Raw genomic sequence first — 13,394 nt, 5'->3', positions numbered from 1 at the left:
GAGGAAAATGGCCGGTCCAGGCAGACACCGGTACCGGCTTTTATGGATGCCGGCCTGCCCTCACGCACACAAAGTGGTGATTGCCTGGAAGCTGTTAGGTCTTCGTAAAGTCATCAGCCTTGGGACTACGGGCATTTACAGGGATCCTAAGGGATGGGTTTTTACCGAAGTTGAAGGGGAAAAAGATCCGGTGTTAGGGATACACTTTTTAAAGGAACTCTACGATAAGGATGCCCCGGATGGGGATTATAAAGAACGGCCCACTGTCCCTGTAATTGCAGATACAGCAACAAAAAGGCATATGAGGCATTTTTTGAAGCCATGGATCTCCTTGACCAAAGACTTGCTTCAAGGAGATTTTTATTGGGCGATTATATAACGGATTCGATAGCCGGCTTTATCCGACACTGGCCAGGTTTGATGTGGATTACCATCAGGTATTCCGCGTAAATAAAAAGCGGCTGGGAAGTTCCGGCAGGACGGGAGTATTTAAGCCTGGATCCAAAAGAAAAATTTAAGTACCAGGGGGAATCCTATGAGTGAAATAACCTATAAGACAACAAAAGATAACATCAACTGGCAGGAGGTTTCCGATGTTTTACGCCGGTCCGGCCTGTCAGATCATACTCCGGAGGAACAGGAAACCATTTTCACCAACAGCTATGCGGTGGTATTTGTCTATGACAAGGACCAGATCGTAGGGGTTGGGAGAGCTTTATCTGACGGAGTCTGTCAGGCGGCAGTCTATAACATAGCCCTTGAGGAAGAGTACCAGGGATCCGGGATTGGAAGAAAACTGATCTCACTGCTTCTTGACCAGGTAAAGGGACAGAACGTAATTCTTTATACCCATCCCAGGACTGTGGCACTTTATGAAAAAATGGGATTTCGCAGAAGCAAGACTGCCATGTGCATCTTTTGCGGACCGGAAGACACCAGAGCGTGGATGGAGCAGGAGGGGTTTTTGCTTCCCGAAAAATACCGGTTCGTGGATGAATACGGAAGAGAAGATATGAAGCATTAACCAGCCGTCAAAAAGAAAAGAGGGAATTGCCATGTCAGAAAAATTTATAACCAATGAAGTAGAAAAAGACGGGAAGTTTAATCGCCAGAGCAATCGGTTTACAACTCCCTTTGGAATAGAGGAAGGGCAGCTTCCAGTCGAAGCAGGAAGATACCGCTTAATCTGGTCTCCGGCCTGTCCATGGGCACACCGGTCAGTAATCGTCATAAGTCTTTTGGGACTTTCCGATGCCATAAGTCTGGGAACACTGGATCCCATAAGACCGGATGTGGGTCGTACGGACTGGGCGTTTACATTGGATGAGAATGAGGAAGATCCCGTATTAAAAATCCGGTATTTAAGCGAGGCATACCTAAAAGCGGATCCGGAGTATAGCGGAAGATTTACGGTTCCTTCAGTTGTGGATTTAACCACTGGAAAAGTGGTGAATAACGATTATTTCAACTTGACCAGATACTGGGAAGTGGAGTGGCGCAAATATCATAAGCCCGGCGCCCCTGATCTGTATCCGGTGGAGTTAAGAAATGAGATTGACGAGTTAAACGACATCCTTTTTCATGAGATCAATAACGGCGTATACAAAGCAGGATTTGCCAGAAGCCAGGAAGCGTATGAAGAGGCTTATGCGCTGGTATTTAACCGTCTGGACTGGCTGGAAGAGCGTTTGAGCCACAGCCGTTACCTTTTTGGAGATAAAATCACGGAATCCGATGTCCGCCTCTATGTGACACTGGTACGTTTTGATATTGCTTATTATAACGGATTTCTTTTAAACCGCAGCCGTATTTCTGAATTCCCAAATCTCTGGGGCTATGTAAGAGATTTATATTCCCAGCCAGGATTTGGTGATACCACAGATTTTGATGCCATTAAAAAACATTATCACTTGTGTGCTGTGTCCAATAATCCCTTTGGCCTGCTGCCAAAAGGACCGGATCTTTCCGGCTGGAACACACCTCATGGAAGAGATAAGATTCTGTTTCAATAAGGGAGGCGGCAGCAGCGAAAGCAGTAAGAGTGACGGAAAAAAGGGTAGGGAGACTGCTGATTGGCGAGGCAGAGCGGTGGATCAGAGAATCAGGAGTTAAAAAAAACGTAATTACCAGCCGGGCTGAAGCCGTAGGTTTTTATGAAGCTCTGAGAAATTTTTAAGCAAATAGGAGGATAACATATGTCTAGCAGCAGCATCGGGCAAAAGATTCGCCCAAAAGAAATCGAAAAAGAAATTGATGAGAGAGGTGCATTCATCAGACAGCCCAATCACTTTACTACTCCGTTTGGAGACGGGGAGAATGAATTAAAAGCGGACAGCGGAAAATACCGCTTATTCTGGGCAAAAGGCTGTCACTGGTCCAACCGCGCCTCCATTGTACGGGAACTTTTAGGCTTAACGGATGCCATTGGCATTAATTTAGAGGGACACAGCAAAGAAAACCGTGCATTTGGCTGGGAATTCGTATATAATGAAGATAACAAGGACCCGGTTCTCGGTGCACAGTATTTAAGTGAATTTTATTATAACGCCGATCCGGATTACGAAGGACGCTGCACGGTACCGGCTCTTGTGGATGTTACGACCAAAAAGGTGGTAAATAATGATTATCACAGATTGACCAATTACTTTGAAGTGGCCTTTCGTCCATTTCAGGCTCCGGATGCTCCGGACCTTTATCCGGTGGAGCTTAGAAAGGAAATCGATGATTACAATGACTGGCTCTTTCCCAATATAAACAACGCCACCTATCGTATGATGTTTGCCCAGTCCATAACCGCTTATGAGGAAGCTTTTGAAGACTTCTACCGGGCCATGGACCAGATCGAGGAGAGACTGTCTGAGAACCGTTTTCTGTTCGGAGATTATGTAACGGACAGCGATGTAAGGCTTTTTGTAACACTGGCCAGGTTCGATACCCATTATTACCGCAATCTCGGTCCGATTAAGCACCGGGTGGTCGATTATAAGAACATCTGGGCATACTTGAGAGACTTGTATGTGATACCGGCATTCCGCAACAATACATATTTTCGTGATATTGCGGCGCCGCAGTCAGAAAATAAATCCTTTTTCCAGGACTTTAATTCCCGTTTTGTGAGCCAGATTGACTATGAAGGCATCTGGTCAGCTCCCCAAGAACGGAAAGAGTTGAGCAAAACCCCGGAAGAGAAGTTTAAACGGCACGAAAAGGGAAATGAATAACCCAGGCAGGTGATAGCATGATTAATAAAAACAGGCTGGTAAGCCAATTTAAGAAAATGGTGGAGTTTGATTCAGAAACCTATCATGAGAGAGAAATCGCAGACTATCTGACGAAAGAATTAAAAGAGCTGGGATTTGAGGTGTGGGAAGACGATGCCGGGATAAAGCTCAAAGAGCGTATTACCGGGTATGGCAGCCAGTCCCCTACCGGGAACCTCTACGGCTTTTTAAAGGGGACTTTAAATGCCGGCCCCATCCTTTTATCGGCCCATATGGACACCGTCAGACCAGGAATCGGAAAACGTGCGGTGGAAGATGAAAACGGAGTGATTACCTCGGAAGGAGATACGGTTTTAGGAGCCGATGACCTTTCCGGGATTGCAGCCATATTAGAGGCGGTCAGGGTGGCAAAAGAACAGGATCTTCCGTATTGCGACATTGAAGTATTGTTTCCTGTGGCAGAAGAAAATTACGGAAAGGGAAGCCAGCTGTTTGACTACTCTAAAATTCGTTCCAAACACGCATACGTATTTGATTTAAGCGGAGAGATCGGCCTTGCAGCGATTGCAGCTCCTACCCTCATATCTTTTGGAGTAAAGGTAAATGGCAGAAATGCCCATGCCGGCTTTTGCCCACAGCTTGGAATTAACGCCATTGAAATCGGCGCCCATGCCATTGCCCGGTTAAAGCAGGGGTGGGTGGATGAGGAGACCACGGTCAACATCGGAAAGATAAGCGGAGGAAAACAGACCAATATCGTCTCCGACGAGTGCATTGCTTTGGGCGAGATCCGAAGCTTAAAGGATCACCGTGCAATGGAGGAACTGGAAAAAGTAAGAGACGTTTTTGAACAGACCGCCTCCCGTTTTAAGGGCAGTGTAGAATTCTGGTATGAAAAGCAGATCGAAGCCTATGAGATCGGAGGGGAGGAGGAAGTCCTGACACGGTTCAAAAGCGTCTGTGAGGAACTGGGTCTGAAACCAGAGACCCAATATACTCTGGGAGGCAGTGATAACAATCATTTTGTGAAAAACGGGATCCGGGGAATTGTGGTTGCCTGCGGAATGAATGAAGTCCATACTCCAGAGGAATTCACTACGGTAGATCAGTTGGAGAAAAGTGCAGCCCTTGCATTGGGACTCATAACAGCAGACAGTAAGGCAATCCGGTAGAATATTGATAAATATATTCAGAAATAAATCCAGAAATAAAATACCGGGCAATGTTCAGCCTTATAAGCTTCCGCCAAGAGAAAAGCGGTTGTTATAAGGCTGAACATTGCCCGGTTTTTGCTTGCAATATCATTTTTAACAAGACAACATTGGAGCCTGGCTCCTTCTTTTTTTATATAAAATCCAGGCGATTACTGAGTTTTGATAAAAGCTCCCCGGACTTGTCGTTAGGTTGAGCCGGTAAAGAAGCCATTCAGGGCAACTCCACCGACTTAGTAAAAACATATGTATGTAAGCACTCTGGCTGCTTTGTTGTTTTTTTCTATGTTTGTATTTATATCATACCGCAAAATTGTGAAGAAATTTTGTCCGTCTCCTAAAGAAAGAATAAAATTAATGAAGAATTTCTGTAAGAAATTGGAAAAGTATACGTGCCTGTTCTGCAGATAATATGATATAGTAGAAAATTTCCCATTAAGCCAAATCGGTATTGATTACAGAGATAAAATATGGTATTTATATAGTAGTTAGCTAAAACTAACCTAAGAAACCTGTTTTTGAGGAATGATGGGAAGCAAATTAAGACTGTGGAGGTATGGAAATGTTACTTGAAAGACATCTAATTCAATATTGTGCCCCAACACTGGCTTCCATTAAGACGGCAAGCCTGTTTAATCATTCCTTTACATCGGATGAAGAGCTGAACAAGCAGCTGACCCATTTAAACAGTCAGCTGGGTGAAAAAGGGATTTCTCTGATTGAATTATACCGGCGCAATAACAAAGCGCTGATTTATGTCTACAGAAAGTCTCATTTAAAAGCAGATTTAGACCGTCCGGGTGTGAACAGATTTCTTAAAAAGTACGGTTATGAGCATATGGAAGTGGAATATGCCCTTGACAGACTGAAAGAGCGGCTGAAGGCTGATGGGTCTTTTCCTCATGAAATAGGTCTTTTTCTTGGATATCCTCTTGGGGATGTCATAGGCTTTATCCAAAATGCTGGAAAAAACTGCAAATGCATCGGCTGCTGGAAAGTATACTGCAATGAGTGTGAGGCGGTGAAAAAATTTGCACGCTATCAGAAGTGCAGAACCATCTACGCACGCCTGTGGCAGAACGGACGAACGGTCTGGCAGTTAACAGTGGCTGCCTGAACAAATAAATAGGAAAGAAGAGGTAGGATAAGATGAGTAAAGTAGCAGTTGTTTTTTGGAGCGGTACGGGAAACACAGAAGCGATGGCGAATAAAGTAGCGGAAGGCGCAAAGGAAGCAGGTGCAGAAGTTTCCTTGTTTAACGCTTCTGAATTCCAGGCAGACCAGATGGATGAGTTCGATGCAGTCGCATTCGGCTGTCCTTCCATGGGAAGTGAAGAATTAGAAGACAGTGAGTTTGAACCTATGTTCCAGAGCTGCGAATCCAAGCTGTCAGGAAAGAAGATCGCTTTATTTGGCTCCTACGGCTGGGGTGACGGAGAATGGATGCGCAATTGGGAAGAAACCTGCAAGGGAGATGGTGCAGTGTTTGCTCACGATTTTGTAATCTGCAACAATGAGCCTGATGCAGAGGGAGAAGCACAGTGCATTGAGCTTGGAAAATCACTCGCTTAAATTTTAAAATAGAAAACCATGGAGGATTGCCGTCAGACGGCAGGTCCCCCATGGTTTTTTTGTATCAGCGATTATTTTTATATTAATATAAGTTCAATTGCTTTGCCTGGTTTTATGAAACCATCGTTGGCAAAGCGTCTTATGATTCATTCTTAGAAGAAACTAGAAAGGAAAATTCTGATACGGTTTCTCTTCGTAAATCCTCCGTATTATCACCAAATAAATTTTTCGTACCTATTGATTTCTATGATTCTTTAAATATTTGATCGAACAGATTATTATGCAAATCAAAGCTGCAACTTCTAATATTTTTGAAAGTATTGTTAAAATAGCTAGTAAAAGTGCCATATCGGTTCCCTCCTTTGTTAATATAATTGTATAGTACGAAAGGAATAAAATCAACAAGAGGTTTAACACATACACGAAATAAGGGAATTCATCGAATCCATGATATTCTTGAGAAAAAAGGCTATAGGCTGACAAGTATAAACTAATTCACATATAATAAGATCATGAAATAAGAGCAGATCACGTTATTTGAAAAAATGGTTTGCTCTTTGCTCGTTGACACAGCGATAACAGCCGGTATTCTGACCATTGTTCCAAAGTTCATGAATGCAGAATAAAATTCATGAACCATGCAGCAGCAGAAACTAAATAACGGAATCAATAGTCCTATGTAATTGCAAAAATAAAAAACACTGCACAATTCCAGTAAATACAAGAATTATACAGTGTATTAAAAGTGACCTATCCGGGAATCGAACCCGGGTTTCCGCCGTGAGAGGGCGGCGTCTTGACCGCTTGACCAATAGGCCGTTTTCTCTGCCGTTGCTGACAGCTTCATTATAATACCATAGGAATATTCATTTGTCTACAGTTTTTTTAAAAGAAATAAAAAAATTGTCAAAATCAGATATTATATGCTATACTTTTCCATAGAAAAAGCAGGAGGATCAGCCCATGGGACTTAAAAAACGTGAAGTGAAATACGACTACTTGAGAACCCTGGCGGTTTTCGCCATTATTATGGTACATGCAATCCCGGCAGAGACTGTAAATTCAAAACAATGGCTGTTTTCAGCAGCGCTGACTCCTGTGCTCCTGGCTTTTGTTGGGATTTATTTTATGCTCAGCGGTCTTTTCCTTTTACAATCTGGTACGGAAAATATTAAGGAATTTTACTGGAAGCGGTTTTGTACTATTTTTATTCCATTTGCATGCTATAGCGGTATTTATTACTGGTATTATAACAGTTATCTTTCTTTGGAACCAGTCCCATGGTATGAGCAAGTGGCAAATTTTTTTCATGCGCTTTTTACGGAGACTATACCCATGGCACCCCATCTTTGGTTTATGTACGTGATCATGGCCCTTTATTTATGTGCGCCGTTTCTGGCTCGGATGTTTCATGCCATGACGGACCGGGAGCTTAAGGTTTTTCTGGGATTAATTCTTTTGATCCAGGGAGTACGCACCTATTTACCGGCCTTTGGCTTTGAAGTGGGACCTGGTCTGGATGATATGATCTTCAAAGGCTGGCTGATCTATTTCGTGCTGGGATATATCTGCAAGCGTTTGTACCGCAGTATTTCCTACCTTCCATTTGCAATATTGGGAGCGGCAGGATTTGGGGTGACCATGTTTCAAAAATGTGTGACTCCCTCTTTTACCCCTGGTATACACGATATGGCTCTCACAATGATTGCCATGTCTGTTTCCATCTTTCTGTTTTTTGAATTACTAGGAGATGTGAAAATCCCTGTTTTTATGAACATAGCCGGCTTGATCAGCCGATACAGCTACTCTGTCTACTTGATCCATTATCTGGTGCTGGGACAGATTGTAAACGAAGTGACAGAGAAGACGGTTTTCCGGCACTATTACGTACCGGGGATTCTTTTTAAAACAGGACTCACTTTTATTATTTCCCTGGCAGCGGCCGTTCTTTTTGATGAGACCGTAATAAAGGTGCTAAAAAAGTTAGCAGAAGCTGTGTGGAATAGGAGAACAAAAAGAAAAAGGAGGTATGAGAATGGCTCAGAAAACCAACTGTGAGAGCTGTCTCTATTACGGATATAACGAAGAATATGAATGTTATGAATGCACAATCAATTTAGATGAAGATGAGATGATGCAGTTTTTAAGCAATTCCTCTCAAAGATGCACTCATTTTAAATTTGGAGACGAATATTCCATTGTAAGAAAGCAGATATAACAAAAGAAATAAAAAAACTCCCATAAAAAGGGAGGAGCCGGTATTCTTCCGAAGAATACCGGCAATTATGAAAAAAATCTTCTCTTAAAGCATGTTGGCAACATCTTTATCTGATGTTATAAGTATACCGGCTAAATATGAAGAGAATTTGGCCAGGTTGTAAAAAGATTGTGACCAGATTGTGAACACTGGAAACTCTGTTAAAATCTGTATTTTTATTTTTGGAGTCCAATCGTTTGCTGTAAATTTAATTTATATCCTCCAGTGTGATTGCAGATTGCATTTTGCCGCCTGCCTTTATATAGAAATAAGAAATGAAATAGGAGAATACGATGCAAAAAACAAAGAAAAAAGCCATTTTAGTGGTCAGTTTTGGTACCAGTTACAGAGATGCTTTAGAAAAGAATATTGGTGCGGTGGAACGGGCCATAGCAGCCTCATATCCGGATTATGAAGTTCGGAGAGCGTTCACCAGTCAGATGATCATGGATAAAATAAAGAGCAGAGATGGAGATCAGATTGATAATATGGATCAGGCGATGAAACGCCTCGTAAATGACGGGATTGATGCTCTCGTCATTCAGCCGACCCATGTTATGAGCGGCAGTGAGTATAATAAGATGATGGCAGCGGCAGCGCCTTTTGAAAAAAACTTCACTTACATAAAATATGGAGAGCCACTCCTTAACCAGGAACAGGATTATGACCAATTGATCCAGGTATTAGCAGAAGAGACAGCCGAATTTAATAAAGAAAATACTGCACTGGTTTTCATGGGCCACGGAACAGAGCATGATGCCAATGTGGTCTATGAAAAGCTGAACGGTCAACTGAAAAAATCCGGATATGCCAATTATTATATCGGAACCGTAGAGGCAACTCCCACACTGGAAGATGTGGTGGCTGAGGTGAAAAAAGGAGAATATCAGAAAGTTGTTTTACTGCCCCTTATGATTGTTGCAGGAGACCACGCCAACAATGATATGGCGGGAGACGATGAGGATTCCTGGAAAACCGCGTTTTTATCTGAAGGCTACGATGTGGACTGTGTGCTCAAGGGCATGGGAGAATATAAAGGCGTCCAGGAAATGTTTCTGGAGCATGTAAATGCTGCAATGAAAAATCAGGCATAAGAATTAATCGCCGGTCTGACAGAAGGGGATTGTGTAAAACCAGCAGAACAGGAGGATAAGGATGAAGTATCTGGTAATCGACAATGGGGGAACGTTTATTAAATATGCTGTGATGAATGAAAATGGAGATATTCTGGAAAAAGGCAAAGAAATGACACCGGACGACACAAAGACAGCAGAAGATTATTTTAAAGTGCTGGACGGGATCGTTTTGCCGAGAAAGCAGGAAGTGGAAGGAATTGCATTCAGCACACCAGGGCAGGTAGATGTAACGACCGGTTTTTTGCATACGGCAGGAGGACTGGTTTATTTAATGGGACTCAATCTATGCGGCGAGGTAAAGAAGCGTTATGGATTACCATCTTCCGTTGACAATGATGGAAAATGTGCGGCCATGGCAGAGCAATGGGGCGGAAGTTTGAAAGGCGTTAAAAACGGGGCAGCGATCGTGCTGGGTACCGGCGTTGGGATGGGACTTATTTTAGATGGAAAGCTGTACCGTGGGTCTAACTTTACTGCAGGAGAGGTCAGTTTTATCATGCTGGATATCGAAAAGCCGGAGCAGCCGGCTAATTATATGGCGGTATCCTGTTCTTCCCTGGTGCTGGGACGTGATTATGCAAAAGTGACCGGAAAAGATCCCAAAGAGATAGACGGGATCAAAATGTTTGAACTGATCCGTCAAAAGGATGAGACTGCATGCCGTATTTTTGATCAGTATATCAAAAAACTGACGGGCTGCATTTATAATTTTCAGACGCTTCTGGACTTGGAAGTGATCGCCATAGGCGGAGGAATTAGCCAACAGCCTTTATTAATAGAAGCGATCCGGAAAGAGATGGATCTGATTTTCGAGGTTCATCCAAGCAAAAAGTTTGGAATGGCGGTGAAAAAGCCCCAAATTACAGCCTGCCGGTACTACAATGATTCCAATTTAAGAGGGGCACTTTACCATTATCTCAACAATCAAGTATAAGCGTTTTTATTCTCACCTGAAGGTAAAAATAAGAAAGGAAGCTTCCGCTTCCTTTCTATGATCTGTATTTACGGATTGTTATAATGATAGCTGTCCAGTAATTGATTCTTCATTTCCCAAAGCGCCTTGGATAGATCCACATGGACCTGGTGGGGATTCACAAGACGTCTGGATTCTTCCCAAAGAGTACTCAGCTCTTTTTTGCAATATTCCCGAATGTCCATAACAGCCGGAGAATCGTAAACGCATTCCCCGCCTTTGAATACCTGGACCAAAAGGTCTCGAATGGTATAAGTGTTAGGTGCCAGATAGGTTTTCTTCCATGTCTCGATCGGATCGAAAAGGAGCAGGGAATCGCTTTCCTTCAATGTTTCTCCTGTCAGACAGATCAGGTCTGCAATGATTTTTCCGGTTTCCCGGTTGTAGATTCGTTTAATTTCCTTGTTGCCCGGATTGGTGATCTTCTCCGCATTCTCCGAAAGTTTGATTTTCGGCGTGAACTGACCGGTCTTTTTATCCAGTACAGCTGCCAGCTTATAGACTCCTCCAAAGGAAGGGCAGTCTTTGGAAGTAATCAAATTGGTACCGACTCCCCAGGAATTAATGGTTGCTCCCTGTATTTTCAAGCTGTTAATGAGGGTTTCATCAAGGTCATTGGAAGCGGAAATGACAGCATCTGTAAATCCAGCCTCGTCAAGCATCCGTTTCGCCTTTTTGGATAGGTAAGCTAAATCCCCGCTGTCTAAACGGATTCCGTAATTGGTTAAGGCAATCCCTTTCTCCCGCATCTCCTGAAAGACCTTTATGGCATTGGGAACGCCTGATTTTAAAGTATCATAAGTATCTACCAGTAGAATACAGGAAGTAGGATACAGCTTTGCATAATGACGGAAAGCAGTCAGCTCATCAGGAAAGCTCATGATCCAGCTGTGGGCGTGAGTTCCTTTGATGGGAACTCCAAACATCTTACCTGCCAGCACATTGGAAGTTCCCACACAGCCTGCGATCATGGCCGCTCTGGCCCCATAGATTCCGGCATCCGGTCCCTGGGCGCGGCGCAGACCAAATTCCATAACTCCATCCCCGGCAGCGGCATAAACCACCCGCGCTGTTTTCGTGGCAATCAGGCTTTGATGATTGATGATGGTAAGAAGAGCCGTCTCCACCAGCTGTGCTTCCATAATCGGTGCAATGACTTTGATGATCGGTTCCCGGGGGAATATGACAGTGCCTTCCGGAATGGCGTAAATATCTCCGGAAAATTTAAATTTGCGAAGATATTCAAGAAAGTCTTCTTCAAATAAACCAGTAGTTCTGAGATAATCCACGTCGTCCTCACTAAAGCTGAGATCCTTAATGTATTCAATGACCTGCTCTAAGCCGGCGCTGATGGCATATCCGTTTCCGCTGGGATTGCTGCGGTAGAAGGCGTCAAATATGACTGTTTCGTTGGCGTCTTTTTCTTTGAAATACCCCTGCATCATAGTCAATTCGTAGAGGTCTGTTAATAAAGTCAAATTGCGCTGGCTCATAATTATTCTCCTTTTGCAGATTCATTTCCCATATAAGATGAAATCGCTGAAGCAGCGGTCAGACAAGGGGGTTGTCGTTTGCAGAATTTCTCATAAAGATCATCACCGTTTTTTCATTCGGCAAAACCTTATTCTGTAGCTGCATTTTCAGCTGCCTCACTGCAAATTAGTAGTATGGGAAAGAATGATATTTAGGACAGTATCAGGTATCCTGACTGCTTTCTTACTTCATGTCTAAAAATGTCTTTTAAGGATTATACCATAAGATTATAAAAACACAATGGCATTGATAAAAAAATATCAATATTCATACGAAAAAAAGAAAAAATCTTTGCAAACCTCCTGGCTTAAAAAAGAAAATTATGGATATTGTATCCAGAATTATCTATAAAATTCGTTCTGCAAGTAATTTTTGAAAAGATGATAAAGGGTTTAACGAAACAAGTAACTGTCTCCAGTAAAAACCGTGTAAAGATATTTGTTAAGTTTTTCTCAAAGTTTGTTATTGCTTTTTACATTGCCGAAGATGGCTAGCAAATAAACATTTTAAATAAATTAAAATATCTGAATAATTATATACAAAATGAAAATTAATAATTTATTTAAGATATAATTAAAAAAAGTCTTGCAAAATCCACATGCATAGTATATAATAAAACCATCACAAAAGATAAACACAACCACCCATTTTTCCATTCCGGATAGGAAAAATGGTACGATAAAAGGAGGGTGATTCCACCAATTATGTAAGCGATGCCTGTTTTCAATATAGAACTACAGGCAATAGGATCGACCGTTACGCTTTTGCAAGAAGATTTTCCGGTGATGGATCAATGCGAAAGCAGATGAAGCCGGGACGTTATTATCCAATCTCATAAAAGCCTGTCGCTGGTTACACTGCAAAGGATTATTTCAAGGATTAAAAAAAGTTTGATTCATGGAATAAGTGATCCGGAGCAGGTGATAACAGGATAGAAGAATGAAAAGAAAGAAGCAAAGAAATGGATTGGATGGCATACTTTAAGCGAAAGGGAACGGGTACAAATTCATATAGAGCATCCAAGGCATGCCGTATTATAATAACAAGAGAAAGGTATATAAGAACCAATGGATGAAAGCATGTAGGGCGGGTATCGAATTTCATGAAAATGAGTCGGTACCCGTTCTTCGTTTTTTTGGGAATCATGCAACTAAAATTAGCCTTGACATTTTATTTTTTACTCCCTATAATTGAAGCTATATAAGCTTTTGTTTTCCTTATATAGTAAGAAGAAAAACTTTGATGGAGACAGTAGGTCTTGAGCGAAATCCACAGAGAGCCGGGGAGGGTGGAAACCTGGTGACAGTAGCGGGATACGAATATCACTCCGGAGTTTCCGGCTGAACGCTTTGCAGTAAGTCAGGACGTAGTTTCTGCGTTAAAGAAAAGCATATGTTGGTATGCGGTAATAGGTGGTATAACGAAGAGTAAGTGCAGCCTTCGTCCTGATTACGGGATGAGGCTTTTTTTTTGAAAAAAAGAAATGGAGGT

At 42.4% G+C, this 13,394-nt stretch carries 12 protein-coding genes and 1 tRNA gene; 11 read left to right on the top strand and 2 right to left on the bottom strand.

Annotated features, from left to right (window positions below):
* Positions 1-7 precede the first annotated feature (7 nt).
* The 7 genes from VIG27_RS12080 (at position 8) to VIG27_RS12050 (ending at position 6,004) form a co-directional block, all read left to right on the top strand.
* Positions 8-379, top strand: coding sequence for a hypothetical protein (locus tag VIG27_RS12080; protein ID WP_394522770.1), 372 nt, complete (start codon positions 8-10; stop codon positions 377-379).
* 156 nt (positions 380-535) lie between these two features.
* Positions 536-1,024, top strand: coding sequence for a GNAT family N-acetyltransferase (locus tag VIG27_RS12075; RefSeq protein WP_394522769.1), 489 nt, complete (start codon positions 536-538; stop codon positions 1,022-1,024).
* A gap of 31 nt (positions 1,025-1,055) precedes the next feature.
* Positions 1,056-2,012, top strand: a complete 957-nt coding sequence (locus tag VIG27_RS12070; protein ID WP_394522768.1) for a glutathione S-transferase family protein — start codon at positions 1,056-1,058, stop codon at positions 2,010-2,012.
* 183 nt (positions 2,013-2,195) lie between these two features.
* Positions 2,196-3,221 (top strand): glutathione S-transferase C-terminal domain-containing protein, encoded by a 1,026-nt coding sequence (locus tag VIG27_RS12065; protein WP_394522767.1) that lies wholly within the window; start codon positions 2,196-2,198, stop codon positions 3,219-3,221.
* Between the two features lie 17 nt (positions 3,222-3,238).
* Positions 3,239-4,393: a M20/M25/M40 family metallo-hydrolase gene (locus VIG27_RS12060; protein ID WP_394522766.1), complete on the top strand. Its 1,155-nt coding sequence runs from the start codon at positions 3,239-3,241 to the stop codon at positions 4,391-4,393.
* Between the two features lie 601 nt (positions 4,394-4,994).
* Positions 4,995-5,549, top strand: a complete 555-nt coding sequence (locus VIG27_RS12055) for a DUF3793 family protein (protein ID WP_394522765.1) — start codon at positions 4,995-4,997, stop codon at positions 5,547-5,549.
* 32 nt (positions 5,550-5,581) lie between these two features.
* The gene (locus tag VIG27_RS12050; protein WP_394522764.1) at positions 5,582-6,004 is read left to right on the top strand and encodes a flavodoxin; all 423 of its coding nucleotides are present in this window, start codon (positions 5,582-5,584) and stop codon (positions 6,002-6,004) included.
* 746 nt (positions 6,005-6,750) lie between these two features.
* Here the strand turns inward: VIG27_RS12050 and VIG27_RS12045 are convergent.
* A tRNA-Glu gene (locus VIG27_RS12045) sits at positions 6,751-6,822 on the bottom strand.
* Between the two features lie 145 nt (positions 6,823-6,967).
* Here VIG27_RS12045 and VIG27_RS12040 point away from each other — a divergent pair.
* The 4 genes from VIG27_RS12040 to VIG27_RS12025 all read left to right on the top strand — a co-directional run bounded on the left by VIG27_RS12040 (position 6,968) and on the right by VIG27_RS12025 (position 10,331).
* Positions 6,968-8,062 carry an acyltransferase gene (locus VIG27_RS12040; protein ID WP_394522763.1) on the top strand — a complete coding sequence of 365 codons (1,095 nt, stop codon included), beginning with the start codon at positions 6,968-6,970 and terminating at the stop codon, positions 8,060-8,062.
* A complete protein-coding gene (locus VIG27_RS12035; RefSeq protein ID WP_394522762.1) occupies positions 8,040-8,222 on the top strand; it encodes a DUF6472 family protein in 183 nt (60 codons plus the stop codon). Before VIG27_RS12040 ends, VIG27_RS12035 begins: the two co-directional genes overlap by 23 nt.
* 332 nt (positions 8,223-8,554) lie before the next feature.
* Complete coding sequence (locus VIG27_RS12030; RefSeq protein ID WP_394522761.1) at positions 8,555-9,355, top strand: sirohydrochlorin cobaltochelatase; 801 nt, start codon at positions 8,555-8,557, stop codon at positions 9,353-9,355.
* A gap of 61 nt (positions 9,356-9,416) precedes the next feature.
* Positions 9,417-10,331 (top strand): ROK family protein, encoded by a 915-nt coding sequence (locus VIG27_RS12025; RefSeq protein WP_394522760.1) that lies wholly within the window; start codon positions 9,417-9,419, stop codon positions 10,329-10,331.
* Between the two features lie 68 nt (positions 10,332-10,399).
* On the opposite strand, the gene VIG27_RS12020 is transcribed toward VIG27_RS12025, so the two are convergent.
* Positions 10,400-11,863, bottom strand: a complete 1,464-nt coding sequence (locus VIG27_RS12020; RefSeq protein WP_394522759.1) for a nicotinate phosphoribosyltransferase — start codon at positions 11,861-11,863, stop codon at positions 10,400-10,402.
* Positions 11,864-13,394 lie beyond the last annotated feature (1,531 nt).

The sequence above is a fragment of the Lacrimispora sinapis genome (assembly GCF_043633585.1).
GTDB lineage: Bacteria > Bacillota > Clostridia > Lachnospirales > Lachnospiraceae > Lacrimispora > Lacrimispora sinapis.
Note: the sequence above shows the minus strand (reverse complement) of the source record. Positions and strands in the feature narration are given on the sequence as shown.